The sequence below is a fragment of the Rhizobium sp. CB3060 genome (assembly GCF_025200735.1).
Classification (GTDB): Bacteria; Pseudomonadota; Alphaproteobacteria; order Rhizobiales; family Rhizobiaceae; genus Rhizobium.
Window position 1 is genome coordinate 25,885 of record NZ_CP104161.1, and the last position, 26,506, is coordinate 52,390.

General features: G+C 60.7%; 24 protein-coding genes and 2 pseudogenes. 13 read left to right on the forward strand and 13 right to left on the reverse strand.

Features of this window, described 5'->3' with window-relative positions; genetic code table 11:
* The first annotated feature begins 141 nt into the window (after positions 1-141).
* From N2601_RS32270 to N2601_RS32290, 5 genes and pseudogenes are all read left to right on the forward strand, one after another.
* Positions 142-1,068, forward strand: a complete 927-nt coding sequence (locus tag N2601_RS32270) for an ArdC family protein (protein ID WP_260305994.1) — start codon at positions 142-144, stop codon at positions 1,066-1,068.
* A gap of 164 nt (positions 1,069-1,232) precedes the next feature.
* Positions 1,233-1,439: pseudogene (locus N2601_RS32275) on the forward strand (hypothetical protein); the annotation flags it as partial.
* 56 nt (positions 1,440-1,495) lie between these two features.
* Positions 1,496-1,777, forward strand: coding sequence for a hypothetical protein (locus N2601_RS32280; protein WP_260305995.1), 282 nt, complete (start codon positions 1,496-1,498; stop codon positions 1,775-1,777).
* A 96-nt stretch (positions 1,778-1,873) separates the two neighbouring features.
* Positions 1,874-2,140 (forward strand): type II toxin-antitoxin system Phd/YefM family antitoxin, encoded by a 267-nt coding sequence (locus N2601_RS32285; RefSeq protein ID WP_260305996.1) that lies wholly within the window; start codon positions 1,874-1,876, stop codon positions 2,138-2,140.
* On the forward strand, positions 2,133-2,555 hold the full coding sequence (locus tag N2601_RS32290; RefSeq protein WP_260305998.1) for a hypothetical protein: 423 nt from the start codon (positions 2,133-2,135) through the stop codon (positions 2,553-2,555). The genes N2601_RS32285 and N2601_RS32290 overlap by 8 nt, the downstream gene beginning before the upstream one ends.
* 123 nt (positions 2,556-2,678) lie before the next feature.
* On the opposite strand, the gene N2601_RS32295 is transcribed toward N2601_RS32290, so the two are convergent.
* Positions 2,679-2,897, reverse strand: a complete 219-nt coding sequence (locus tag N2601_RS32295) for a hypothetical protein (protein WP_260305999.1) — start codon at positions 2,895-2,897, stop codon at positions 2,679-2,681.
* A 283-nt stretch (positions 2,898-3,180) separates the two neighbouring features.
* Between N2601_RS32295 and N2601_RS32300 the strand changes: the two genes are divergently transcribed.
* Both N2601_RS32300 and N2601_RS32305 read left to right on the forward strand, forming a co-directional pair.
* Positions 3,181-3,495: a DUF736 domain-containing protein gene (locus N2601_RS32300; protein WP_260306001.1), complete on the forward strand. Its 315-nt coding sequence runs from the start codon at positions 3,181-3,183 to the stop codon at positions 3,493-3,495.
* 320 nt (positions 3,496-3,815) lie between these two features.
* Positions 3,816-3,983: a hypothetical protein gene (locus tag N2601_RS32305; protein ID WP_260306003.1), complete on the forward strand. Its 168-nt coding sequence runs from the start codon at positions 3,816-3,818 to the stop codon at positions 3,981-3,983.
* Positions 3,984-4,157: 174 nt separating this feature from the next.
* On the opposite strand, the gene N2601_RS32310 is transcribed toward N2601_RS32305, so the two are convergent.
* Positions 4,158-4,427 (reverse strand): WGR domain-containing protein, encoded by a 270-nt coding sequence (locus tag N2601_RS32310; RefSeq protein ID WP_260306005.1) that lies wholly within the window; start codon positions 4,425-4,427, stop codon positions 4,158-4,160.
* A 504-nt stretch (positions 4,428-4,931) separates the two neighbouring features.
* On the opposite strand from N2601_RS32310, the gene N2601_RS32315 reads away from it, so the two are divergent.
* Positions 4,932-5,399 carry a hypothetical protein gene (locus N2601_RS32315; RefSeq protein ID WP_260306007.1) on the forward strand — a complete coding sequence of 156 codons (468 nt, stop codon included), beginning with the start codon at positions 4,932-4,934 and terminating at the stop codon, positions 5,397-5,399.
* Between the two features lie 489 nt (positions 5,400-5,888).
* On the opposite strand, the gene N2601_RS32320 is transcribed toward N2601_RS32315, so the two are convergent.
* The 3 genes from N2601_RS32320 to N2601_RS32330 are packed head-to-tail and all read right to left on the reverse strand — an operon-like array spanning position 5,889 to position 7,400.
* Positions 5,889-6,290, reverse strand: coding sequence for a hypothetical protein (locus tag N2601_RS32320; protein WP_260306008.1), 402 nt, complete (start codon positions 6,288-6,290; stop codon positions 5,889-5,891).
* A gap of 42 nt (positions 6,291-6,332) precedes the next feature.
* Entirely contained in the window at positions 6,333-6,713 is a 381-nt protein-coding gene (locus N2601_RS32325) for a hypothetical protein (protein WP_260306009.1), read from the reverse strand.
* Positions 6,714-6,725: 12 nt separating this feature from the next.
* The gene (locus N2601_RS32330) at positions 6,726-7,400 is read right to left on the reverse strand and encodes a ParA family protein (RefSeq protein WP_260306010.1); all 675 of its coding nucleotides are present in this window, start codon (positions 7,398-7,400) and stop codon (positions 6,726-6,728) included.
* A 532-nt stretch (positions 7,401-7,932) separates the two neighbouring features.
* On the opposite strand from N2601_RS32330, the gene mobC reads away from it, so the two are divergent.
* The 3 genes from mobC to N2601_RS32345 all read left to right on the forward strand — a co-directional run bounded on the left by mobC (position 7,933) and on the right by N2601_RS32345 (position 15,180).
* On the forward strand, positions 7,933-8,322 hold the full coding sequence (gene mobC, locus N2601_RS32335; protein WP_260306011.1) for a plasmid mobilization relaxosome protein MobC: 390 nt from the start codon (positions 7,933-7,935) through the stop codon (positions 8,320-8,322).
* The gene (locus N2601_RS32340) at positions 8,315-11,902 is read left to right on the forward strand and encodes an LPD7 domain-containing protein (RefSeq protein WP_260306015.1); all 3,588 of its coding nucleotides are present in this window, start codon (positions 8,315-8,317) and stop codon (positions 11,900-11,902) included. The genes mobC and N2601_RS32340 overlap by 8 nt, the downstream gene beginning before the upstream one ends.
* Before the next feature lie 509 nt (positions 11,903-12,411).
* Complete coding sequence (locus N2601_RS32345) at positions 12,412-15,180, forward strand: ATP-binding protein (protein ID WP_260306016.1); 2,769 nt, start codon at positions 12,412-12,414, stop codon at positions 15,178-15,180.
* A 2-nt stretch (positions 15,181-15,182) separates the two neighbouring features.
* Here the strand turns inward: N2601_RS32345 and N2601_RS32350 are convergent.
* Both N2601_RS32350 and N2601_RS32355 read right to left on the reverse strand, forming a co-directional pair.
* Positions 15,183-15,272: pseudogene (locus N2601_RS32350) on the reverse strand (integrase core domain-containing protein); the annotation flags it as partial.
* A gap of 309 nt (positions 15,273-15,581) precedes the next feature.
* On the reverse strand, positions 15,582-16,835 hold the full coding sequence (locus N2601_RS32355; protein ID WP_260306017.1) for an ATP-binding protein: 1,254 nt from the start codon (positions 16,833-16,835) through the stop codon (positions 15,582-15,584).
* Positions 16,836-17,032: 197 nt separating this feature from the next.
* Here N2601_RS32355 and N2601_RS32360 point away from each other — a divergent pair, with 197 nt between their 5' ends.
* Both N2601_RS32360 and N2601_RS32365 read left to right on the forward strand, forming a co-directional pair.
* Positions 17,033-17,728, forward strand: a complete 696-nt coding sequence (locus N2601_RS32360) for a hypothetical protein (RefSeq protein WP_260306018.1) — start codon at positions 17,033-17,035, stop codon at positions 17,726-17,728.
* Positions 17,729-17,946: 218 nt separating this feature from the next.
* Positions 17,947-19,017, forward strand: coding sequence for a restriction endonuclease (locus N2601_RS32365; RefSeq protein ID WP_260306019.1), 1,071 nt, complete (start codon positions 17,947-17,949; stop codon positions 19,015-19,017).
* Positions 19,018-19,073: 56 nt separating this feature from the next.
* Here N2601_RS32365 and N2601_RS32370 read toward each other — a convergent pair whose 3' ends face one another.
* Genes N2601_RS32370 through N2601_RS32395 form a run of 6 tightly spaced genes read right to left on the reverse strand, consistent with a single transcriptional unit; the run spans position 19,074 to position 26,489 of the window.
* Positions 19,074-20,267, reverse strand: coding sequence for a DUF1173 domain-containing protein (locus N2601_RS32370; RefSeq protein WP_260306021.1), 1,194 nt, complete (start codon positions 20,265-20,267; stop codon positions 19,074-19,076).
* Between the two features lie 21 nt (positions 20,268-20,288).
* Positions 20,289-22,673: a type IV secretory system conjugative DNA transfer family protein gene (locus tag N2601_RS32375; RefSeq protein WP_260306023.1), complete on the reverse strand. Its 2,385-nt coding sequence runs from the start codon at positions 22,671-22,673 to the stop codon at positions 20,289-20,291.
* On the reverse strand, positions 22,670-23,746 hold the full coding sequence (virB11, locus tag N2601_RS32380; RefSeq protein ID WP_260306026.1) for a P-type DNA transfer ATPase VirB11: 1,077 nt from the start codon (positions 23,744-23,746) through the stop codon (positions 22,670-22,672). The genes N2601_RS32375 and virB11 overlap by 4 nt, the downstream gene beginning before the upstream one ends.
* Entirely contained in the window at positions 23,706-24,941 is a 1,236-nt protein-coding gene (virB10, locus tag N2601_RS32385; RefSeq protein ID WP_260306027.1) for a type IV secretion system protein VirB10, read from the reverse strand. The genes virB11 and virB10 overlap by 41 nt, the downstream gene beginning before the upstream one ends.
* Positions 24,931-25,761 carry a TrbG/VirB9 family P-type conjugative transfer protein gene (locus N2601_RS32390; protein WP_260306028.1) on the reverse strand — a complete coding sequence of 277 codons (831 nt, stop codon included), beginning with the start codon at positions 25,759-25,761 and terminating at the stop codon, positions 24,931-24,933. The genes virB10 and N2601_RS32390 overlap by 11 nt, the downstream gene beginning before the upstream one ends.
* Positions 25,758-26,489, reverse strand: coding sequence for a virB8 family protein (locus tag N2601_RS32395; RefSeq protein ID WP_260306029.1), 732 nt, complete (start codon positions 26,487-26,489; stop codon positions 25,758-25,760). Before N2601_RS32395 ends, N2601_RS32390 begins: the two co-directional genes overlap by 4 nt.
* Positions 26,490-26,506 lie beyond the last annotated feature (17 nt).

Genomic DNA, 26,506 nt, shown 5'->3' on the forward strand with positions numbered 1-26,506 from the left:
GCCGGCAACAAGCGCAACGGCTGCGCCGTCCTCCACATTCGTTGCGGCCCTGCGGGTGCGCTCGCTGCCTGAATTCCCCGGCTTCGGACCTCCGTGACGAGGCCGCGATGGGCGCGGCCTCTACAACGGAGGTTCAAGGAAATGAGCAGAAACGAGGAAAAGCAGCGCAGCGACATCCACGCGCGGGTCACCGAGCGCATCGTCGCCGATCTGGAAAAAGGCGTGCGCCCATGGGTGCAGCCGTGGAGCGCCGCCCGCGCCGGCGGCCCGGTCACCCGGCCGCTGCGCCACAATGGCGAACCTTATTCGGGGATGAATGTGCTGCTCTTGTGGGCGGAGGCGATGTCCCACGGCTTTGCCTCGCCGACCTGGATGACCTACCGGCAGGCGAGCGAACTGGGAGGTCAGGTCCGTAAAGGGGAAAGCGGCAGCCTCGTCGTCTATGCCGGCCAGTTCACCAGGACCGAGGTCGACGCCCGCGGCGACGAGGTCGAGAAGGGCATTCCCTTTCTCAAGACGTATTCTGTCTTCAACGTCGAACAGATCGAAGACTTGCCCGACCGCTTTTACGAACCGCCGACGGTGGTCGTCGATCCCGTGGAGCGGATCGAACATGCCGAGCGCTTCTTTGCCAATACGGGCGCAGTCATCCGCCACGGTGGCTCGCAGGCCTATTATTCTCCCGTCAGCGACCACATTCAGATGCCGCCGCGTTCCGCGTTCCGGGACGCCGCTTCCTATGTGGCCGTGCTGGCCCATGAGGAAGTCCATTGGACAGCGCGAGCCGATCGCGTCGGCAGGGATCTTAGCGGTTATGCCAAGGACAAGCGCGAACGCGCCATGGAGGAGCTCGTGGCCGAAATAGGGTCAGCGCTCGTTTGCGCCGATCTCGGCATCGTCCCGGAAACGGAGCCTCGTCCCGACCATGCGGCGTATGTTGCAAGCTGGTTGACCTTCCTTGGCAACGACACGCGCGGCATCTTCCGCGCAGCGGCCCATGCGCAGCGCGCCGTCAATTTCCTCCATGGCCTGCAGCCGCAGTCGGGCATGGCGCGGGAGGCAGCGTGATGGTTCACTCCTCTCACCGATTGCTGATCCTCGCCTGCTCGGCGACCAAGCGCGATAGCCCGAAATACATGCCGGCGATCGACCGTTATGACGGGCCGCTCTGGCAGACATTGCGCACGGTCGACCCTGCGGGACCGAAGGCGAAAGTTGCCGTTCTCTCGGCGCGGCAGATGCGCGACGAGGATCCCCAGGCATGGGCCGACGTCGTCGCGGTCGACCGGGCGATCCGCAGCGGACTACGCGGCATCCGCGGGCAGGTCTACCTGCACCGATCGGACGTGCCGCTCGACGTGGCCGATCTGTCGACCAGCGCGGATCATGGTCGGCTCGATCTCTGGCCTAATGAATGCGAGGGGATGTGCGGTGTCTGACCATCCCCATTCCCAAACCCGAACGCCTGCGACATTGCCGGGGGGAGGTCGCAACGATGGTTGAGCGCTCCTCGCAGGCCGACGTCCGAAATCCGCTGCTGCGCCTGCCGTCGGCGCGGCGAATCCAATCCCTGCCGCCGGAAGTCCGGCGGGAGCTCGCGGACTTGCTTCGCGAGCTTTCCATCGATGCGCGCGAGCGAGCGCAATGCAGCTGGGAGAAAAACAAAGCGCCGATGGCCGTCTACTGGAAAGCAGTGGGTGCCTATGCGACCCACCTTCATCGCGTCGTGCGACCACAACGCGGTGCAACAGATGATATGGCGGGAGGAACGTCATGAGCGGCCTCGTCTTTCCGGACGTTTCTTTCGAACTGCCGTGATTGCCGTTTTCTGACTTTTCTGTATAATACAGAAAATCTGACTATGGAGCCAGTCATGGATACCAAGACCATCAGCACCGTCGAATTCATGCGTCACTTCGGACGCTATCACGACGAAGCGCAGCGCGGCCCGATTACACTCACCAAGCACGGCCGTCCTTCGGTCGTGGTACTCTCCGTCGAAATCTACGAGCGCCTTCTGCGCGATGACCCGCGCCGCGTCTATGCCGCCGGCGAGACGCCGCCCGAGCTTGCCGACCTGTTGCTCGCCGAACTCGACCGTCAGTCGGCCGAGTATCAGGAAGGGGGCAAGGATGACTGATCGCTTTTCGAACGGGACCATCCTCAGCTATCCGTACCTGTGGCGATGGCAGGCCGAGGAGGGTCGCGAGCATGGCGAGAAAGATCGACCCGTCTGCCTGGCGCTGACGGTTCCCGATCCTCGTCAGGGGATCACCCATCTGGTGATCCTGCCGATTTCGGGCACGCCGCCGCGCTCCGATCAGACGGCGTTGGAAATCCCCGACCTCGAGTTGCGCCGCGCCGGGCTTTCGGTTTTCAAGCGCGGCTGGATCACGGTCAGCGAGTACAACTACGATATCGCCGAGCGGTCGTTTTATTTCGAGGCCGCACAGACGCCGCGCGGTCGCTTCGGTCCGAGTTTCCTCGAGGACGTCCGCCAGGCGCTAAGACCTGTCCTCGCCGCCCATCGAGGACGCATCGACCGCACCCGATGAGCGGCGGGTATGACCCCGCCTTGCGGGAGACCCGGGCACTGTCTCAGGAGTGCTCGGCGGGCGTGACCAACGAGGGGATTTCCGTCGATTTCGATCGGGCGCAGAGGGTGATCGGCGGGCAGGTTACGGCGGTCGGGCATGAGCGAGGGGCGCGGCCGATAGCGTCGAGATCGCCCATACCGGCAGGGGCTCGTCCGAGGGACGGGGAGGGCCGGGCGAATCCAGTGGCAAAGTGCGAGCGACGGCTTCAGGCGGCTTGATGTAAACGTGCCGCGCGATGAACCAGCAGCCTTGAATGACGTTGCCGTCGCCGGTGAGCAATTGCGGATGATATTGTGCCATGCCAGGTCCCTTGCACGTCGAATATCGGCGCACCCACGCAGACCTCGATGGACCTGGTGTGACCGGAGGACGACTGCGTCTCGCCCGCCTGACCGCAACGGCCGGCCCGGACTATTTTCCGCCGGCGGGACGAGCCCGCCTTTGCATCGCGAAGCAAAATAGCCCTGTCCGCCCGCCTTCCACGCTGTTCCAGCCCTGCGGGTGCGGTGGCGATCGCCCCCGGTCCTCACACCGCCATCGAGGCCGCGATGGTGCGACCCGAGCAACGGAAAGGAACCAAGTCATGGCAGTCATCGGCGAATTCACCACCAACGGCAACGTCATTCAGGGGACGGTTCGGACCCTCACGGTCGGTACCAAGGTACGCCTGACCCCGATCGAACGCACCTCGCGCGACGCCCCCGACTTTCGGGCGCTCGCTCCCAACGGCGCCGAGCTCGGCGCGGGCTGGAAGGCGGTCTCTGACGACGGCGAGCCCTATATCTCGCTCAAGCTCGACGATCCGAGTTTCCCGGCTCCGATCAGCGCGGCCCTGTGGCCGGCTGAAACCGACGGAGACTACGCCCTCGTCTGGAACCGCCCGCGCAAGGCGGCCTGATCCGGGCTCCCGAGGCCCCGCCGAAAGGCGGGGTCATCCCCGTTGATGAAGCAGAAGCCGGGCATCGAGCCCGGATTCTGCTTCTCGGGTACCATGCGGAGAGGGGATGTCTGCTCAGTCCGTCCGAGGATGCCATGTCGGGACGAAGGCCTCAAGGACGAGTGGTCATCCCCCAATTTTGCCTCCGCTCCGGTTCCCTCCGCTCCGACAAAATCGGTTCCCCCACTCGCCGGCTCCGCCGGTCGCGTTCCGCGATCCTTGACCCCTCCATCCCGCCATGACCGCGGGGGTCGTCTTTCACAAACGTCACGGAGACGACAATGACCTACGACCTCGACCTGAACATCGACGAACTCAAGGCCGAACTGCGAAATGCTGACCCTGACGAGCGCCGCCAGATCAAGGCGGAACTCGAACTTGCGCTGGCCGAACGCGAGGTCTTCATAGCCGAGCAGGAGGGCCGCGTCAGCGCCGCGCCGCCCTTCTGAGGGCGGCTTCTGCCATGTCCACTGGTCCGACGCGCCGGATTGACCGGCGCGTCGGCCGCGAAGCATCGCTTCGCCAACGATGATTGCCCAAAACAAGATCCCGTTCTTCGTCGAACGCGAAATCTTGTTGGAGACCGATTGGAGCCGGGACGGAGGCCGCCATTCCGCCAGCGATCAGCCCGTGCCGCCTTGCTCGACCTGAGATTTCGGTCTGTATCCGTGCGAGCGTCTTTTCCTGAGCAGTTCAAGGAAGAGCTTGACCGCCTCTTCCTCCCGCGTGAAATGATGAACTCGCTCCTGGCCGTTTGCGCCGATGCGACCCCATCGCCGAACGAGACAGGCTTGGCCGAACAAGTTGGGCTCGATCGACATGGCATAGAAGCGGGCCATGTTTTTCGTGGCGTCCGTACGTTCAACATAGAGCTGATAGGGTTGCGTGATCATGGTAGGCAGAATCGGACAAGGCGGACTTTGCGTCCAACGAGATATTTGAATCGGTCCGTTCTGATCGATTCACGACGGTGATGGGTTGTCGGGCATGTGATCCGGGCGAGCCGCCTGTGGCGGACGGTGCTATTCGCTGGCGCTCACGGAGCCCGCAAGCGGTCTCCGCCCATTCGGGTGACGCCCCTCTCGCGACTGCGGCACCGTCAGCGCGATCGTCCGGCGGGGCGTGGCGGCGAGGAGAAAAGGCCGGCTGCGCTCGGCACACGGACACGGCGCCTCCGGCGCCGTGGGCTATCTCTCTCTGACGTCCCATTGTCGCATCAGCCCTTGCGGCCTCAAGGACGAGCGGTTATCCCCCAATTTTGCCTCCGCTCCGGTTCCCTCCGCTCCGACAAAATCGGTTCCCCCACTCGCCGCCGCTGGCGGTCGCGTTCCGCGATCCTTGACCCCTTGGGGCTACAATGCGGGCTCCTTTCCGTCAGAACGAAAAGGAGGCTTCTTATGTCTGATATCGATTTTCTTAAACTCTATGCCGACGCCGCAGCGCTGCGAATCGACGTGCTGGTGAGCCGGCTCGAATGCAACACCGCTCTGGAGAAGGCGCTTCACGATTACCTCGAAAACTTCCTCGCCCAATTCATCAACTACACGCGGGAGGCACTGGCGGCCGAGCGCCGGTTCGTCCGAAACACCGATCCGACCAAGTTGGCAGAACTGGATGAGAATTTCGGCAATCACCGCGAAAACTACGAATACTACTGGTGCGAGACGAGGGGCAACGACCTGTGGGATTACGTGCCTTTGCAGATGGCGGGCTTTCGCCGCATCCTCAGGGCAATCCACCGGAAACTCGGCATTTCGATCGATGGAATGGATCTGGACATTCCCGAAGAGTGGGGACTGTTGAGGCCCGTCGACTACAATCAGGTCGACCTCGATCCCGACTGCTACGAGGACGAGACGGAGTGAGACCCGGACGATAGACGGCATCCGCCGTCTATCGTCTTTGCCTCGACGGAGAGCCAAGCCAGCTGGATCGACCGGCCAGCATGGCTGATGAAAGAGGGCTGAGCCCCTCTCAACACTCTCCCCATGAAGGAAGGGCAAGCCCCTCCTTCACAAAGGAAGGGGTACTCCCTCTCTTGAACCCAGCCGGGCGGAAGAAGGCGGCGGTTCCATCGGCCTCCTTGTTCCCATCAAGCCCCATCCTCTTCTCCCGGAGGGGGAGGGTCAGGCATAGCCCGGCAGAAATATCCGAGACCCACGAAGCCATTCTGCCCTCTGCGATGGTCTCTGCAAGCGCAGATAGGCAGAATCGGCATCATCGCGGTCGATGAACGCCGCTGCCGGCCGTTCCTCGAACCGGCTGTCGCCACCATTCAGGTCGGCTCCGCCAATACGAATGCGTCGGGTCATCGTGTCGTCGTTCTCGAATCCAGCATCGGATCATCTGCGTGCTCAGATAGTTGACGGCTTAGCGTTGGCGGTCCCCGTGCTCTTGCTCTCCTCCCGCCGCTTTCGCCTTCCTGTGGTCGAGCGAATCCGGTTCAGAACCGGGGGCAGGAACGGCACGTCTTCCCACTCGACGTCGCCCTCGAACAGCGTCTCGCTATTCCGGTTGCGCCAGTTCACCTCCACCCTGGTAACAAAGGGCGGCGCGATTTCGGCGAGCGCCGCCAGCGGCGCAAGGATCATGACGCAGAAAAGACCTACGGTCTTTACGAGAGTGTCACCGGTCGGCGGCAGCACACTCAGGCTGACAATGGCTCCGGCAAGGAGGAAAGGCACAAAGATAATGAAGACAACCCAGATCCACAACGGCCCTATCAGCGTGTACCAGGCCTTCTTCCAATGATGCATCATTGTTTCCTTGTTTGCGTTCCAGTCTCGGAAGCACGTGTCTTAGTTGGCCGCAAGGTTCAGATAGCGACGAAGGGCGCGCTCGACGATCTCCGAGGGAGATGTTTTCTGCTGAACGGCGAGCATCTTGGTCGCCATGATGACTGAGGCATCGATGCTGATCCTGAACCGCTCGGGTTTTTGCTCTTCCGATGCGGGGCCATCGTTTGACAGGCTCGGCGTTGGCGCGTCCAGCGGTTCGAATCTATCAGGGGAGGGTGCTGTCTCCTTCATCGAATTCCCAGCTTCAGGATCGGGCTTCGCCTTCTCGCGGGCCGATGTAGCAGCGCCGTATGTGTCGCTCTTGCCGATCGACGCGTCGATGAGAGAATCGAGATCGTTCAGGTTGCGGCGTGAGCGCGGAATGGGTGGCGATTGCGTCATGGGTGTCTCGGATCAGGCCGTCTGCTCTATAGTGGAAGTCATGTCGGTGATGAGGCCGATGATATTGTTCTGCGCCTTCGCGACCTGTTCGGTTTTGGATGGATCCCGCGCGATCCCGCTCAACGTTCCGGCGTCGCGGGCAAACTGCTCGTAGACCTTTCTCGATCGCACGAAGGTCGGCAATGTCGGGAGCTTGTTGTCGCGGATCATCCGCACAGCATCCTGAAACGCCGCCGTGTTCGTGTCGATGCCGTCGACGCGATTGAGCACGAGGCGAAGCGGTGCTCGCTTGAGATTGGTCTCTGCCCATTCGAACAGCTTGACCGTCTCGACCATCTCAATGACGTTGGCCTTCGTCGGGACGAGGGTGAGATCGCTTGCCACGATCGCGGCGATAAGGAGGTCGTTCATCGATCCCTGCACGTCGATCAGAATGACGTCGGCGTCGGTGCGCTTCAGGGCGGACTTCAGCTCTTCCGTCTTGGTCACCGCGACAGCCTGCAGGGTCTCCGGCAGGGTGCCGGCTTGCCTGCAGCGATTGACCCATTGCAGACATGATTGCTGTTTCTGATCGGTGTCGACGATCAGAACATTCGTGCCGCTTCTGGCGAGTTCCGACGCGATGAGGAGGCAGAGGGTCGATTTGCCGACGCCGCCCTTGGTGTGTGCGAATGCGATAATCGTCACCTAATGCAACCCATTTTGCCAAGCATACATATATATCAACTTATCAAGACCGGTTCCGTCTGCCAAGGCCAGAATGGCCGGCTAGCCACAACAGGCCCAGAGGGCGTGTTAGCTATTTTTTTGTCCTCGTGGTCTCCATGCCACGCGGGCCAGCAAGACGTCCTCTGGCTCTGAGGCCATGACTGCCACCGATGGCGTAAGGGCCATTTCCGCGCTTGATGGTCAGCATGGCTGATGAGCCGCGACGTGCCGTCGAGCCTTGATGACCATCTGTGGCCCATGGGTTCGAATGGCCACGAGTGGCAGTCATGGACGCTGTACCAAGCGGGTCATTTTGTCCATCACAGCCACGCCAGCCGGCATAGCCACTAGAGGCCAAATGGCCACTTAAGCCATTGAAATAACATATGTAGTTGGCAGGATAGCAGTTTCCGTGATACGAAAACCGAACAGTGCCCGAAGCGGGCGGTGAGGCTCTCCCGGCAGTCGCAAGACCGCGACCGGGAGAGAAGAGAGGCAGCGGCAAAAGGCTATGGCAAAGCGAACCTCCCGGCAGAAAGTCGTGCATGTCAGGATGAGCGAGACCGAGTTCCTGGCGTTTGAAGCCTTCTGCGCGGATGTGAACCTGACCGTCAGTGAAGCTCTGCGCCGTCTCGTTCGGCAGGCCGCAGGCCTGGGGCCGGCATTCGATGGCGATCTGAAAGAGATCGTGCTCGCCCATGCCGAGGAGTTACGCCGGGTCGGCGTCAATCTCAACCAGATCGCCCGCGCGCTGAACGGGGGGAGGGAACCGCGGTTCGAGGCGCTGCTGGACGGAGTCGTGCGGCTAGCCCGGGTGGTCGGTGCGCAGGCGTCCGATATAAAGGATATGTGCGAGGCTGGCCGCGCCAAGGCGCAGTTGCAGGTCAATGCCGATGCTTGACCTTGATGCCTTCATCACGTTGGTGGACGATCTCGAGCGGAAGCGAACCGCACGATCTGCTGGGGCGGCCGTAAGCTCGAAGCCTGCGGTGTCGCGTCAGACGCCTGGCCCCCGCCCGAAGGGTAGGCGCAGGCAAGCCGATGCAGGTGACACTGGTCTGCCTGCCGTTGGCGGACGTCCCTGGACGGGTCCGGCCGCGCCCCAAGGGGTGCCGCTGGAGGACGAGATGCGCCGCCGTGCCGCGGGTGCTGCCGGGAAGAAGCTGTCGGCTGCCGGTCCGCGCTTTGGAAATGGGCATGGCGGCGAGGCGTCATTGGATCGCACGGGATCGGCGTGGCCTCCTGGTAGCGCCGTCGGCGAGCGTATCGCCCTTGCGTCAGGGTCGCAGCCTGCCGTGGTGAAGCTCGTGAGCTTTGCCGCTGGTCGCGCCCGTGTCGGGAAGCTACTGACCTATCAGAGCCGCGGCGGTGAACTATCCGTCGAGAACGAGAACGGCGGTACATCAGAAGGACGCGACTGGATCGGCCAGCTTGCCGACGACTGGTCGGAAGCGGACGGGCGTGAGCCGTCGAAGGATGTGTTACGCTTGTCAGTGACGGTCGATGCGTCCCGTTTTGCCGACGACGAGGCCGTCGGCGAAGCCCTCGAAACCGTGCTGGCCGGCCATCGCATGGCCTGGCACAGCTCGGCGGCTCGCTCGGGTGAGGGGAGGGAGATCGAGCTGGTGGTGAGTGCCGCGCGCCGCTGGCAGTCCGGAGAGGAGAAGGCCTGGCGCATCTATGACAACCGGAAATCCTTAGCCGCCCTGGACGACCGGCTGATGACCGCCTTCGGCCCGGATACGGCGGTTGACGTTCATGGGTTCGCGCATGGGGTGGAGGGTGTCGCCCGATATATCGGCCAGTTGCGAAAGGGCGGCAGCCGCCGTGTCACGGTCAGCCGCATGGACAAGGCCGGTCAGCCGGTCGGCAATCATATTGTCGACGGAGAGCGCTCTGTTCTCGACGAGGCGAAGGACTGGAAGCGAGATCTGAGATCCCAGGAGCGCCGGGACGTGGCCCATATCGTTCTCAGCGCCCGGCCCGGAACCCCGAAGGCCGCCTTCGTCGACGCCGCCCGGGCCATGCTGGCCCGCGAGTTTGAGGGACATCGCTATCTGTTCACCACGCATGAGGATCGCCGCCACATCCATGTTCATGCGGTGGTGAAGATGCTGTCGGAAACGGGTGTGCGCCTGCATCCGAAGATCGAGGATCTGCGTCGCTGGCGCAGGACGATCGCCGAAGAGGCGCGCGAGCGGGATATCCCGATGGATGCGGTGAGCCGTTTCGAACGAGCGAACCCGCCGGGCTACAAGATGAAGGACATCCGACGCGTCGAGCGCGGTGAGGCCTCGGAAAACACCCGGCGCCGGGTCGAGGCAGTGCGCAACGGCGTCATCCACATCCCGAGCCGAGACGAAGGAAAGCGCCATGCGCAGGCGGTCGCAATCGGCTGGAATGGCGAAGTCGAACGGGTGGCAGCAACGCAGTACCGCCCGGAGCCGCCGCAGCGCCCGGGCATCGTTCGCCTCTATCGGGCGGAGCGGCAGGATGCGCGTTCCTCGGCGCCCCTGTTCACGCGTGACCGTCATGTCGCTGCGCAACGGGTTGTCCGCGACGGCGGGGTGCTTCGTTATATCGATTTCCCCGTCGATGCGATGCAGACGCTCATGCCGTCGCGGCAGGATCCGGAAAATGTCTTCGTCGTGCCCCAGGCGCTTGCCGCGGGCAGCAGGGCGATCGATGTGACAGATCCTGCACTCGTTCGAAATTTCCGCGATCGGGCCGAGGTTGCCGTCGCACAGGGCCGCGAAACGGCGGCCGAACAGAACACCACCAGCACCACGACATCCGCAACGACCAGGGAGCAGGATATGCCGGACCTCAATGTGATGAACACCGCCTTCACCGAGATGGAAACCAGTCTCGACCAGATTGGCCAGAACCTGCCGCCGGAGCGGCTCCAGGAATTCGACGGGTTGCGCAAAAAGCTGAAGGTCAGCCAGACGAAGATGCTGGAAACGCAGACGGACATCGAGAAGAAGCGCGGCAACATCGAGGGCGAAACCTATGTGACACCGGTCCCGCATCAATTCGCTGGCTTCGTCGCGGAGAAGCGCGGTGAGGATGTCCGTTATAGCAATCGCAAGGCCGATGGCCGGGTCGGCGCCGTCGCTTTCACCGATCACGGCGACCGGGTCGAAATCGGAAACTGGAGAGACCGCGAAACCGTGCTTGCCGCCATGCAGCTCGGCGCCGAGAAGTGGGGCGCGCTCACCGTCAATGGAACCGAGCGCTATAAGGCGCTCGCTGTCGAACTTGCGGCGGAGCACGGGTTCAGGTTGACCAATCCGGAGCTGCAAGATGCACTGGCTGCTGCCCGCGACCGGTTTGCGAGCCAGCGTCCCAAGGAGGCAAGTATCACTGCCGGTACCCAGACGCCCGCTGAAACAGCGGTCGAGGCGCAAAAGGCAAATCCGGCTTCCGCCGGGATGCCGGCGCCGGAAACCGCCGCAGCATCGAACGCCGGAGAGGCAGCTCAGCCAGCGCCCACCTTCGTCGACGTCGGCGACAAAAACAGGCTTTCGGATCGCGATCGTGCCGCCATGCTGTCGGCGATGCAGGAAGCTGCGAAGAAATGGGACACGGTCGCGGTCACCGGAAGCGACGGGGACAAGGCGTTCGCTGTCGAGCTTGCAGCGGAGCACGGTTTCAGGATCACCAATCCCGAACTTCAAGACCAGCTAAAGGCCGCACAGGCGGCGTTCGAGGAGCGCCGCGCCCGCGAGGAGGTGTTGGAACAGCAGAAGCTCGGCTTCATCGACGGCGCGAGGATCGCGAAGGAAACGGAGCCGACGCAGGCTGCTTCCGCTCCGGTCGACGTCCCGAAACTCCCCGTCGATACTGGTGACAAGGTCAAGCCCGCCGACCGGGACCGCGACTCCATGCTGGTCGCCATGCGCGCGGCCTCGGAGAAGTGGGGTGCGATCACCGTCAACGGCACCGATCGGGAGAAGGCCGTCGCAGTGGAACTGGCGGCCGAGCACGGCATCCCCATCAGCAATCCGGAGCTTCAGGATCGGTTGAAGGATGCACAGGCGAAGGTCGAGGACCGCCGGGCCAAGGAGGAAGCTCGCGAGCGCAAGCAGCTCGGTTTTGTGGCGGGCACGAACGAGGCGGCTGCGGCTCAGCGCACCGATGCGGAGATAGCCATCGCGCTCGACACCGTTAAGGAGAACACCAGGACCGAAGCGATGCGAGAGACCAGGCAGGCCGAACGTTCCGAACGCACGAACGAGCGCCCGTTCGACGGAGGAGGGGAAGATCACGCTTATCGGACAACGGCAGAATCGTCAGCGGCAAGGCGAGCGGAACGATCGGTCGAGCAGAACCCCGCCACGCCTATCCCGACCGATATCAACCAGTCGCCCGAAATCGAACGTCAGCGGCAGGTGCAGGACGAGCTTCTGGCCGAGAAGGAAGCCAACAAACAGGCTAAGACGTCCAAACAACGGCAGAAACCCCGACAGAAGCAATGAGGGGAGCGCCATCTTCGCGCAGAGACCGTAAGAGTTACAAGTCTTCAGGATGGCGATCAAGGAGTTCGATCAGACCGATTGCCGCGTCGCTTGGTGGTGTAGCGGGTCGGTTCCAGCATGCGAGCCTTACCCCCGACAGTCATTTCGAAGACGAGGTGAAGGTGTGGCTGAGATTGTTCAAAATCGACTTTGATCGTGCCTTCTCTCGGTCCACCGTCCAGAGTGTGGGCGGATGATACCTGTTAGTGCTGTCCGCGACGGGAATCGGCAAACAGGTGGCGTGGATTGGTGAAAACAACGACAAGTCCCATCGTCGCCATGACGGCCGACAGCCATGCCCGCACCTTCTCGGGAGCGAGATGAACTTTACGAGAGACTTCGACTCCTATTACATCCCAAGAAATCCGCGCACGTTGCAGCCGATCACATTTTTTCGTTTTGCGCGATCAACGGCGAGGGGAACTACCACTTCTGCTTCAAAACCTCAGTCCGTAAGGTGGGATGGAAACATGGCGTTCAGTCAGTTGGCGAAAAGGCTTGTTTTTAGCGCCGTCATCGGCGGGCTGGTGGGATTAGCGACCTGGTATCGTCAACCCTCGACCAGCGCACAATCGTTCGTCACCCAGTTTGTGGGCTACCCGGTCGATCTCGCCATTTTCGCCGGAGACTTACTTGGATACGGCGACCAGCTGAGCAACCTGAGGGAAGCGCTCCTTGGTCCACTGCTCGGGCTGACGGTCGGAGTCGTGGTTTTTGTTGGGCTTGCCCTTTCCGGACTACTCCAGCGATTTGTCACAGAAGCCTGGCCATCAGCTCCGGACATCCTGGATAACGACCTTATCCGACAAATGTCGGGCGATCTCAGTCCCTTTTCCAAGGCAGTGCCGTTCATTGGTCGCGAGAAGGAGCTTAGAGAGCTGATGGTGTTCGCGGGGCAGGCGAGGAACGAATCGCCTCGGATAAGGTGGGTACTCGGAAGAGAAGGGATAGGTAAGACGCGATTGGCTGTGGAATGGCTGAGAAAGCTGGAGGCGTCCGGATGGGATGTTGGCGTTTTAAGGCCGGATGTCACGGCAAGGATTATCGCCCGGACAAGGTTTCGCAAAAGGACGGCTATCCTTATCGACGAGCCCGACACATGGCCCGACATCTGGACCCTTCTCGATGCGATCGCCCGAAAAAATAAGACGATCGCTGTGCTCGTGACCGATCATGTCTATCGGGCAATGCCCACGAGCGTTGATACGACCATCTCGATAACCCTAGGCAAGGCGACCGAACCGCCGATGATGTTGTCCGGACTTGATGACAACGCGATCTCGTCCCTGTGGGATGCTGAAGGCGACATGACGATCGAGGATATCGACGGCCGCCCGCTCTACGCGGTTCTGTCGAAATTCGACAGTCAGGAAATTGTTCGCCGCGTTGCCAAACGCATCGAGACAGCAGAAAGCTATGGCGGAACGCGTTCTCTGCTTGTCGCCTGTCTCGCCGCACCGGTCAGACGGGACGCGGGCCTCTCGCGGATCGGAGCTTCTGTGGCCGTTTCGGCGCTCCAGAAAATATTCGAGAGCGAGGATCGCACGTTTTTAAGAGGGACATTGCCGCGCGTTACGCCGTCGCTGGTCGCCGACGAAATAACCTTGCGGCTTGCCAGCGAAGAGGGGCGGCCGGATCTTGAAGCCATACTCTCGGTGTGCGTCGCTGAGAACGTCTCGGCCGTGGAGCATCGGATCGGGAGTCTTTGGCAACGGGAGCTTCCCGCCGAAATGGCAGAGGTGCGGGCGCATCTCCAAGACACTTTCGACGCGCTCGTGCCAGGTCGGCTTCAAGAACTTGTCGCAACGACCGGCGGACTGGTATTCGAAGTCAGCCAGGCGGCCGGGCGGGCCAAAGCCTCGGAAGCTATTTTCAAAACCGCGGTTTCGGTGATCGCCGACGCTGCCGATCGCCGGCCCACCAGCCGTGCCATCCGTCTCTCCGAAATCCGGATGGCTCCCTATGCCGTCGAGTATTTTCTAAGGAGTGACGATTTCCAGAGCATACGTCACTGGGCGCGTAGGAGCATGAGGGTGCTCACCGACCGGCAGCTATCGTCGGACATCGAAATACTATGTAGCGGATTGGAGGCATTGAGGAGCGTGGTCGAGGCGTACGGTCGATCCGGACGGCTCACTCAAATGGAACTCTGGGCGTCGCGATTGCTGGCGGTGGTCCGCAATAGCGAGTTGCGTGATGAAGCGAAGGTCGCGACGTGCGTAGTCAAGTGCTCGGCCGACGTCCTCCGGTTTCTCGATACCGAAGATCCGGACCGGATAAAGGAATGGGCCGAGAGGCTATCGACGATCGGTGACCAGCCGCGGTTCCGGCTCGACAAAGATGTTCGAATGATACAGGCGAGCGGCCTAGGCAACGCCGCTTACAGGCTGGGTTTTCTAAGGCGTTGGGACGATATGGAGACCTATGGGCACCGCGTTCTCGATGTCGCGAGCACTCCAGGGCTTCAAGATGTCGGCAGCCTCGCCTTCGCGCACGGGCAGGCCGCAGTCAACGCGATGTTCCATTACGGCCGGAGCGGAAGGCTTCAGGATTTGGAGCGGTGGTCCAAGATTCTGTCGCCCTTGGTAAAAGACAAGACCCTGCGAACCGTAGAGTCGATCGCGCTACTGATCGGCGAGGCGGCCATTGTCATGACCTACGCCTATCGGAAAACCGCCAATACTAAGGCAATCGATTGGTGGATCGGAACGGCGCGGGATCTGGTCGCATCCCCGGCCTTGAAAGGCTCCGACGCTGTCCGGCTTAAATATTTGCGCGCCGCAACCAACGTACTGGAGCACTATGGCCTCCGCGGCGACAAAGTCCAATTTATCCGCTGGGAGCGAGAAATTCTTCGACTTGTCGACCTGCCACAGTGGAAGGACACTCCGGAGGTTCTCCGGTCTGCCGCAACCACGGGATCACACGCCACTTTCTGTTACGACGATTTCAGCGATTTCGGAGCGATCGAAGCGTGGGAGACCCGGCTCGTCGCCATAAGCGAGCACAATTCGGTCGTAAATGACTCCAAGACTCAATTTCAAATCGCGAACGCTTTCGCGAACGCGATCCATAGTTTTGGTCGCGCCGGACGACACGGCGGCCCGCAGACGGCGAGATGGCGTGAGGCGCTGACGAAAATCGGGAGCCGATTTCCCGCCGACAGCGATATTCAGGCGCTGCTGACAAAATGGAACCTCAGTTCGGTCGATCAGTTCTTCGACAGGAATAGGGATTGAGGCAGTGACGAGAACAGTCTTTCGTGGAGGCACTCGTCGCGGAAACTTCCATTGAAGCTTTCCATGAAGCCGTTTTGCATCGGTTTTCCCGGGAGGAAGTTCAGAGGCTCAGGTCAAGTCATCTGGCCGAGCGACGCATGAGCCATGCCATCACCCTGCAATGCCTCGGCCTTGTACGCGGAGGCGGGAAGGTGAGTCTTCCCATGACCTCAAATACTTTCTGTTATACCAGAGTGGCATCTAGGTGACGAACGGTTCCCGTAAATCGATCCACTAACCGAGCCGGAAACTCCGTACTTCCAAAACTCAAAAAGTCTGAAATCATTCGTGACGAACACCATCGAGAAAACCGGACGTCATTTAATAACGGCAAGCGGTTCCATAATTGTTATTATGTAATGTTATAACGTCCATAAGGAAGAGAGTGGGACCGCTGAAATATTTTCCTCAAACGGCGTGATCCGGTCGTGATCATGCAAGACAAGCCCCCGCAGGAAACGGTCCCCTGTCGCAGCCTTGAGTTGGCGCAATCCCTTGATGTCCGAAGGACGTATAGTCGCCGACGCCTTCACCTCGATGCCGACAATTCGGCCGCGACGGTCCTCAATCACGAGATCGACTTCGTCTTGGTCCTTGGTGCGATAATGGGAAAATGACAGCCGGAGGTCCGTCCAGGCTGCGATCTTCAGGGTTTCGGCGACGATGAAACTTTCGAGCAAGGGACCAAAGCGCGCCCGGTCCCGGCGCAACCTTTCCTCATCGTCGTCGCGGACTGCGGCAAGCAGACCGCTATCGATGAAGTGCATCTTCGGGGTTTTGATCAGACGGCTGAGGCTGTTTGTCGACCACGGCGAGACAAGTTTGAGAAGATACAGTCGCTCCAGTATCCCGACATATTTCTGAGCCGTGACGCTGGAGATTGCCAGCGCCGATCCAAAACTCGAATTGTTTGTGAGCTGGCCCGCGTGCTCGGCCAAGACGCTCAGCAACCTTGGCAGGCGGTCGAGTTGGTCGATGTTTGCAATATCGCGGACGTCACGATCCAAAATCAAGGAAATGTAGTCATCGAGCCAGGCTCGCCGGCGACTGGGGCTCTTTCGCCGCAAAACTTCCGGATAACCGCCTTGAAGAACGATCTCAATGAGGTCGCGGGTATTGTCGGGGCGGCCTGTCAGCGCAAAGGGTTCATCCGAAAATGCCCGACGCAGAAACTCTCCGGGCGCGCGGAGAATTTCCGCCTGGGCTAGTGGAAGGAGCGAGATCACGGCCATGCGGCCTGCCAAAGAATCTGCGATGGCGGGCACCGTTGCAAGATTGGCAGAGCCTGTAATTAGGAACCGACCCGGTCTCGTATCGACGTCGACGCTTTCCTTGAGCGCCAGCATAAGCTCCGGTGCCCTTTGGATCTCGTCGATGATTGCCCTATCGAGCCCCCGGACAAACCCGACTGGGTCATTGCGGGCAGCCGCCAAGGTGCCGACATCATCGAGCGTTAGGTATGGCCGATCGTCTGCGACGAACTGCCGTGCAAGAGTCGTCTTACCAGCCTGTCGTGGGCCAGAAATGAGGACAACACGCGTATCCTCAAGTGCCTCGGCAACTTTCGGAGCGACTTTTCGGTCATAATATTGGAGCGACGAATCTTCAGTTATCATTCGTCCATTCTTAAATCAAAATCCGACCGATTTAAAGTGCGGCATCGACTAGTTTGAATTTACCTGGATTTGATGGTAGCTAAGGATCTATTATTCCCCAAGATTTGGCGCCTGTCGGCTGTTTGACTGCCTGCCGCCAGCCGAGCGCGTAAAGTTCTAATATTATGGGCGAAAACTGGCCGGAGGGTGGAACTAAGTTGAACAAGGAAATCAACACGCGGCAAGCGTTCGATCTTTTCGCCGTGGCAAGAATCGAAAACAACAAGCGTCTGCGAGATCTCGTAAGGCGGTTTCATTCGGCGCACTCGGTGGAACTTGACCTCAGGTCGGTTCAAGCATCTTTGGGGTCGATCGATCGTCTCGATCGCGAGGGCATGGACGATGACTCGTCGCATATGGCGGCTGCACTCCTGATGAATGCGATCGTAATCTACTGCCGCGCAACCCATAATGAGGGTAAAGGGCGAAGCAAATTTGATTTCCAGAAGGCCTTCGATGCTCGACAACGGGGTCTGCAGAAGGAGCTAATTGGCCTCCGGAATGAAGCCTTCGCGCATTTTGGTTCGGACACAGCGGATTGGACCTATGAGGCACCGATCTATATGATGACTGAACGCGGAAATGCCGTCACAGTCGTACATCGACGCACAAATTATCGTCGTAAGACAATTGATGACCTTTCCGAATTGACGCGCGTAGCGCTACCCTTCGCTCAAAAGGCCCAAGTGGAGCGTGCCGAAGAGCTTCACGCACAACTACGAGAAATAAGACTATGCGACAGCACCTTTGACAGGGCAAGATTTCATCCCGACGATTTCCTGAAAGATACGCCGGAACTGATTGAAGAATTTTGGATCGGTGCAAATTTCGAGAACACTATTCGGAACGAATAGTGCAGACGCTGAAGTGGGTATTTGTCGATGCGATTTCATTGATGATAGCGTGCTATTCCGTAAACGTTCGCACATGCTCGCCACCTCAACGGATCGGTGGTGATCATGAGCAGTATACTATACCTAACATATCTAGGGCAGGCACACGGCTCACGAGCGTCGTCGAGATCGACTGAATTCGCACTGCCGATGCCGACCGCTTCACTATAGGCGATACTTTGACAAAATCATGGGAAGAATTTGAGAAATTGCAGAGCCGTATTTTCTCGTTGATCGAGGCAGATGCTCAGAAAATTGAATGGAATCACCTGCAAAAAGATCCTGATACCGGGGAAATCCGGCAGATCGACGTCCTCATTATTGATGCCGCTGGGCGACGTATCGATGTCGAATGCCGGCTGCACACATCTCCGCAAGATGTGACTTGGATCGAGGCGCTCCTCGGACGCAAGCTGAGCTTGGGTTTTGACGACATGATCGCGATTTCCGCGTCGGGATTCACTGAGAACGCCATAAAAAAGGCCTTGCGATTTGGAATAAAACTTTACGATCTGTCCGTCCTTTCCGACAACGACATAAGATCGTGGGTAAACAAACCGCTCGTTACAGCGCATTTCCTTACTTTCGATCGACTTAATATCGTCTCGGTAGTTTCAGAATCCGCTGAAGCATCTATTTTGAAGGACCCATCGTTTCGGAGACACGGACAGGACGGATTTATTGCCGTCATGGCATATATTAGGAAAATCGCCGAACTGTATCCTTGCCATGGCCAGAAGATGCGCTTGACGCTGCCGGTCGACCATTTCCTTGTTGGTGGGCAGCCGCTTCGATATCTTCAGTGCCAGTTTCTCGCCACTCAAACAGCCCAAAAAGCGGAATGCACGTTAGCAAGACTGCAGGGGGTGGCGGGCGAGAAGCGGGACATATCGATCGCCTCTTTCGATCATAGCGTGCCTGAGATTATTGAGTTTGAGGGTAACGTAAGCGTCATCGGTTCCACCGAAAAACTAACTGTGCCGCCAGATAGCCTTTTTGATCGAATTCAAATCCTTGTCCCGAAAGGACGAGAGCTGGCGCGAGAGGAGTTTAAATGCACCCGCGTGATTTCAACCCTAGATCCAGAAAAAATTCAACTATGGGGACTGAAGTCCGACGAAGAGCTCACGCCTGATGAAATCTGGGCGTTGGCAGGCAATGCCTCCACCGAGGGGGTACCAATTGTGGATGTCGATGTCAGCGCGGCGGATTTTGTCACTTCTTATCGGGTCGCCGCGTGCGAGATATGAGAGTGCGATGGGAATCCTCATCATCGATCAACTGATAACCCGAAAATAAATCCGCCTCATGGCATCTTCGGTATGTCCCCCTCACCCACATGCCAGATCCATGCCCGCATTTCCGGCCGGGCCTCGATCATGCCAGCGAGCGCGACCTCGTAAGACTCGTCGGCATCCGCCGGCACGATGAACATGGCAACGGGATCCGGCCGCGGCTCCGGCAGGGTGACGCTGACCACGGGCTTGTCGGGGGACAGATTGAAGCGCAGACCTTTCACGCTCTTGCGGCGCAGGCGGGCCAGGCGTTCGAGCAGTTGCCGCTCGTGCGCCGTCTCGAAGGGAATCCAGTTTTCCGTGGTGATCATCAGCGCCATCTCCTCGACCACTGCAAGACCGGCGGAATTGAGCCCGAAGGTCAGGATGGTGACAAGGTGAAGGGCCGGATCGGCGTTCCAGAAGGCGAACTCGGTCGCAAAGGTCTTCTCCAACCGCTTCCATGCTCCGTCCTCAATCACCAGCGGATAGTCCGGCATGTGCTTGACGACAAGCCGCCGGCCGCTGCGCGCCTCGGCAAACTCCTTCACCTCTCCGACCAGAACCATGAGCTTGCGCTTTCCGGTCCCGTTGTTGGCGAGACCGGCCAAAGCAGTCGCCCGCCGACCAGCGATTGCCGATTTTTCCTCCGGATGAAACACTTCCGGCACGAACAGCACTTCGGCGAGCGAACCGCTGCCCACCGTCATGCGTCGGGCGGCCTCCACCAGACTAGCGCGAACCCTGCCCCAGCCCCGCTTTCCAGCCCAGGCGGCCGTCCATTCGGTCAGCTCGCCCTCCTGCCAGAGATAGTGAAGCAAGGCGCGCAGGGAGAGCCGCTTGCTGACATTCTTGACGGTATCGGCAACCGAGGCTTCTGCAGCGGGCGCCGGCCGAGAGCCGGTCTTCGCCAACGGAAAATCCAGCCGTAGCGCGGCGACGCCGTTCTCTTCATCGATGCGGATCGCATCGCCGATCAGGGGGCCGAGACCGGACAGCTCGTGCGGAGGCTGATAGGCGCCGCAGGAGGGATCATGGCTCGCTCCCGAGGACGGCATGCGCTTGACGAGATGCTGTCCGTCGAAGCGGGCGATATACATCGCAACGCCATCGGGCCTGCAAAGGCAAAGCGGCCGGCGTTTCCGGGCAAAGGCGTCGGCGAGCGCCTTTCCCAGCTCCGGAGCATCCTCGGCGTACTCGATCCCATCGATCCGGTAGCGACGCATGACTTCTCCTTCCGACCCCGATCAGAGGGTTTCCCTGGCGGTCGCGACCTCCGCGATCCTGATCTCGTTGACTTCCTGGGCGTCGTTCATCGATTGCTCGTAGCCGGTGCGCAGATTGACGAGGGCACGCGACAATGCGCCGGCGTCTGCAGCGCGGCCGGCATCGATGTCGTCATCCACAAGCTCTTCGATCTCGGCGACGACGGCGCTTCCATCCTGGAAGAAGAGTTCGAGCCGATTGTCCTCGTCGTCTTCTGCCTCATTGCCAATCGGAACTGGGGGCAGAGGCGTGCCCGGAGAGAAGAACAGTTCCGCCCCATTCGCCGTCAGTTCGAGACGTGCGGCGATCGCAGCCCAGCGAGCGGCGGTGATCGCGTCGCGCAAGGGCCAGACGGCATCGAGGGCGGCGGCGCGCACTTGCCGCCCCCTGGCATCGAGCCTGCCACGATTGCCACGCAGGGGGGCGATCGTCTCAGGGGCGGTTCGCAACCGGAACAGCAGATCGGCGACCGCTTGATCGTCGGCCGCCATAATGGCGTGTCTATAGGCGTGCATCAGGGCGGCGGGGTCGGTGAACACGGCCCGCGCCTGCGTCAGCACAATGGCATCATGATCGGGGACGGCGCTCTCGGCCTGCGGTACTTGCTCCGCCTTCGTTGGTTCCGTCGCCTTTGGTCTTGTCTCGAATAGCGGCCATTCCGGCAGCAGTACGATTTCCGGAATGGAGAGGTCCCTGGCAAAAGGCTCGACCTGCCGGCGTCGGGCGATGAACCGGTCCTGGGTGTAGAAGTTCAGTTTGTTGAGGATGGCGCCATAGCCGCTGCGGATCTGCAGGATGGTCTTCTCGTCGTCGAGGCGCTGAACCGCGTCGGGATCCATAAGCGGAACCAGTTCGAAGCGGCCCTGTGATGCTGTCTTCGAGGTCAGGACGCCTCGATTGCGCCCCCACCCTTCCCGCTCCTCGTATTTCCGGCCGAGATGAGTGGAAACGAAGCGAGCGGTGGTCTCGTCGCCGACGGCAATGAATAGCTTGATGTCCATATTGCCGATCAGGGCATCGCGGGTCTTCTGTCCGTAGCGCTCGTCGATCTGCGGGATGTTCTGGGCAACGAGCGCGATAGTGAGCCCGTAGCCGGCCACCAAGGGTGCCCGTCTGACGATCTCCGGAAGACGCTCGAACTGGTAGAATTCGTCGAGCATCATGAGGATCTTGTGCGGCTCTTGCCGGTCTGGCAGCCGGCGCAGCATAACGTCGTGGATCTGCTGGATCAGAAGCCGGATCAACGGTTCCACCGTCCCGAAGTCCGATACGGGACTGGCGATAAACAACGAAAACGGTGCGCGCCTGAGATCTCTGACATCGAAGTCGCTCGCCGCACAAGCCTCGGCCATCAGCAGATTGTTGAAGGGCGCGAGCACCGTAACAATGTGCCCCTCGAAAGACGGCCGCTGATCCTCATCCCGCCCGAGATGCTGCCGAAAACCGGCGAGGATGAAATCGTTCAACCCCGGCTCGTTGGCTATGATCGCTTCGAGCACCTCCGAAAACGGTTTCCCAGTCGAAAACAACCGCAACGCCGAGCGCAGGTTTCGCCGGCCCTCCATCGTCCCGGATTCAAGGACATAGCCGATCAACGAAGCCATCAGGCCGCGGGCCGTCTGCTTCCAGTAACCCTCCTCCTTCTCGCCGATCGGCAGAAGCGTGGTGGCGAGATTGATGAGGTCGGTCGAGCGCTCCGGCCAGTCCCGCACAAAATCCAGCGGGTTCCAGCGGTGCGAATTCTTTGAGCCCGGCGCGAAGACGAAACATTTCTGGCCCATTGCGAGACGGGCTGCACCGGTGAGCGCAAAGTTTTCCAGTTTCACGTCGAGAACGACGACCGAGCCCAGATATTCGAGCAGGTTCGTCATCACAAACCCCCTGCCCTTGCCGGAGCGCGACGGACCGTTGACGAAGAAATGGCTGTCGCCTCTATAGCGGATGTCGACCGCTTTCTTGCCATTGCCGATGGTGCCGAGGAGGATGGATTTTCCGGGCTCGCCCTGGGTCAGTCCGCTCTTTTCCAGATCCTTCAGCGTTGCGAAGCGCGAACCGTCGCCCGGCGGGCGGACCTCCCAGGGGCGGAAGAGCAGCAACAGGATGCCGCCGGTGGCGATAGTCGCTTCGACCAGCGTCGCGATGGTGGCCACGCCGATCAGACTGCGGACCTTCGGGTTTCCCAGATAGACCCAAGCCTGCTTGGCCGGCATAGCCAAGTCGTCAGTCGTAAAACTCTTCCACATTGCTGTGCTTTTCAGGAGGAAGAAGCTGGCCGCCGCATAATTGGTGGACCACGCGAAGAACAGGGCAGCAGCGGCAAGGAATGGACCGGCGACGATCAGGGCGATCTTTTCATAGCGCTTCATGATGCCGGCCATTTGTTGAAATAGATCTCCGTGACACCACGCTTCATCGTGACGGGATCGCGGCTGATCTGCACTACGACGGGCGCGACGAAGCGGACGAATTCGAGAAGCTCGGCCTTGGAAAGACCAAGGCCTGCCTGCATGGTTGCCATCGCCAGACGCTCATAGGCGCCGACGGGATTGTCGGCGTGCAGCGTCGACATCGAGCCGGGATGGCCGGTATTGACGGCCTGCAGGAACGAGAACGCTTCCGCCCCGCGGATCTCGCCCATGAAGATGCGATCCGGCCGTAGGCGCAGGGCGGCTTCGAGGCAATCCTGGATGGTGGTCTTCGCCCTGCCCTGCGCACCCTTGGAGGCGATCAGCGCCAGTGTGTTCGGCTGGGGCGGCCTGAGTTCGCGCGTATCCTCGATGGAGATAAGCCGTTCCCAGAGCGGGACATCCTTCAGGAGGCCGTTGAAGAACGTGGTCTTGCCCGAGGAGGTGCCGCCGGAAATCAGCAGAGTGACGCGGTTTTCGACGGCGAAGCGGAACCAGTCCCGCCTTGTCTTGGGCGAAGGATCGACCAGACGCTCGACCAGCTCGCGATCGAGGTCGGAGAGATCGGCGACGGTTCCGGCCGGGCCGGACACACGAACGCTGTCGAAACCGCCGAGCGCGACATAGTCGTCGAGGCTCATGTCGCGGATGACCTGCTTGCGGATCGCAAAGGCACCGCCCGCTGCCGCAACCGGAGCCAGCACCGCCTGAAACCGTTCGCCATGCGGCATGGCGGCAGACAGCAGCGGTGTTTCCTCATTGACGCTTTGCTGAGTGGAGCCGGCGATCATCTGGGCGAGGCCGCGGATCGCCCGTTCGTCGAGGCTAGCTACCGCATGCCGGACCATCCGTGCCTGGTCGGTGCGCTCGACCCAGACTTCTCCGGGACGATTGCACATGATCTCAATGACGGCGGGATCCTCCAGCAGGAAGCGAATGGGTTGCGCGACCTGCCGGAAGAAGATTGGAAGGGATTGCCAAAGCGAGGCGCCGTCAGCGCCGTTTGCTGGAGAGCTGGGCGCGGCGTAGCTCATTGACGGCCTCCTTCACGGGATCGGGATAGAGGGAAGAGAAATCGAGGTCGCGGCGCACGAAGACGACGATCTGGCTGCCCTGATCGACATAGATGGTCGGCGGAATATTGATCGAATCCTTCAGGGCAGTGTTTGCCATCTCGGCCATCGTCTGGGAGATGGTCTGCTGCGCCTGGCTCTGCGCGTCGGACGCCGTGGATGACGACGATGAGGTCGAACTGCTGCCATCGGTATTGAGGCCGGCAATGAAGGAGGACACTCCGCCCACGAGGCTCAGCACGGAGGCAGCACCGAAACGCTCGAGATAGTGCTTGTCGACGATACCTGGCAGGCCCGACCTGCCGAGATCGTCGGCGCCGTAGGAGCCGAGAGCAACGGAGGTGCCGTCGGCTCTCAGCGCCCGTGTCCAGACGATCAGCACCCGAGTCTGGCCGCGGGCGATGCCGCTCTTGTATTCGCCGGTCAGCATCGTGCCCTTCGGCAGCAAGATGCGGCGACCGTCGAAGGAATAGACATCGGTTGAGATGACCGCCCGGACCATGCCGGGAAGATCGGACTGGATCGCGGTTTCGAGGACACCGCGGATGAGCGTGCCCTGTGGGATCAGCGCATCGATCCGGTCGTTGCGGGTCGCCTTGGCGGTCTCGATGTCCTGGGCGCCGACGGCGGCGACGAATTTGCGGTTCGGATCGTCGTCCGCCGCCCCGACATTCGCTGTTGTGTTCGATGAATTCGCGCCCATGAGGGAGTCAGACGCTTGCCCTTGGTCGACGACCAGCATGTTCGAGCGCAACCGGGCCTGCCGCAGCTCTTCGGCCTTTCGGGCGCGCTCTGCCTCTTCAGCCGCCCGACGGGCCGCGCCATCGTCGACCGGAGGCGCGGCGATGATCACCGGCTCAACCTTTTGTTCAGTCTCGACTGGCGGCGGCGTGATCACCAGCTTGTTGTCTTCCGGTTCGGGCACAGCCTTGGGATCGAGGTTCAGATGACCGGAACGGCTTGCGGTCTTGAACTCTTCCCGTGCCTCTGAAGAAGCCGGCGCCTTCTGGCCGCCGAACGAGACATAGGCGGCGTAGCCGAGAATGGCGAGTGCCGCGGAGCCGAGCAGAAGGGGTGCAAGTTTCCCGCCCCTGCCGCGGGCAGGACGTGCCACGGTTTCGGTGATCTTTGCCTCTTCCTCGAAATCAATGGCCATTGCCGCCTCCGTGGTGATCGTCGGCGACGGTGACGACGGGCTGCCGATGCGCGGTTTTCTTGAGATTGAAGACACAGGTGGCGACATCGCCGTTGCGCAGCGTCCACTGGTCCGCCACCTTGTCGATGACGATATAGTCCCCCTCGCGCCGGAAGTTCACGAGGCTTTCATGACCATCGGATTTCACGGCAAAGAAGGCGGGCAGCTCACCGGAGAACTGGAAAAAGGTCTTGGTGCCGTCGTCGAACATGGCGGTCGGTCTGTTGTCGACCGCGCCCTTGTAGCCATAGTCGTAGTTGAGCCCCGCGGGGTTCGCGAGCGCTGCCTTGATGTTCGGCATGGAAGCATTTTCCTTCGCCGTCGCTAGGAGTTTTACGCTGGCCGCGTCCTCGGGATAGGAGAACCGCAGCTTGATGACGGCATTGCGGGTATTGCCCGGCGTCGCACCCGTCAGCATGAAATTGTAGACCCGCTTCGAGGTGACGACATTCATGTTGGTGACGGCGTTCGGTTCGAGCGGCTTGATGAAGAGATATTGCTTCGACTGGTCGGGGACGGCCTGCCAGGCGACGCTGTCGCCCATGGCGACCGTCGCGATCTTCTCGTCGTCGTTAAAGACGATCATGGTGGATACGCCCATCATGCCGGCGAGATAGATGATATTGTCCCTCTGGAAGGGGACGGTGCGGATCCTGACGTCTGCCTTCACCGCCTGGGGCAGGCTTTCCGCCTTCACGAGGGGCGCACCGATCGCAAGCAGCAGCGTGGCAGTGACGAGGAGTTCTCTCTTGCGCTCGATCCATTTCTTGCACTCGATCATTGGCGATCCTCCGTCGAATTGACGGTTTCCTGGTCACGGCGGTATTCGGTGACCTGGAATCCGAGCGGATTGTCAAAGCGCCAGTCGTTGCGCATCGGCTCGGATGTATACTTGAAGCGGACGTTGGCGACCCAATGATTCGTCTCTGTCTGTCCCGTTTGGCCACTGCGGGTCGTCGAAAATCGAACCGCGGCCGTCCTTTCGTTGAGGAAGATGATGCTCTTGATCGCGACCGAGACAGTGGTGTCGGCGCCATAGACTTTGACGGGATTGTCGGGATTGGAGCCGGAATAGGTGTTGGCGAGATCCTGCGCCGCCTTGCCGGTCGCATAGAGCGAGGCCAGGTCGAAATTATCCCTCAAGCCCTTCGGATCGTAGGCTTCCCTCGCACGGATGAAGCGAACGATGTTGGCGCGCGTCACGGCCTCGTTCTGGGTGAGGTCTCCCGCTTCGGAGAGCGGGCGGCTTGCCTCGACATAGCCGGTGGTCTTGTCGACCTCGAGCACGACGACGTCGAAACTCTTCAGCGGCAGGGTGGCCCATAGTAGCCCGATCATGGCGAGGAGAGCGATGCTGAGCGTGATCGCCACCACCCGCCAGACGGCGCGTGACGCGGCGACCGAGCGATAGACGGCTTTCTCCCAGCGCTCGCCTTCCTGATAGTAGCGGGGGTCTATGCCTGGCGACGCCGATGACGCCGTCGCCCCGGCATTGTCTTCAACTTGCATTCAATATCTCCTGGAAA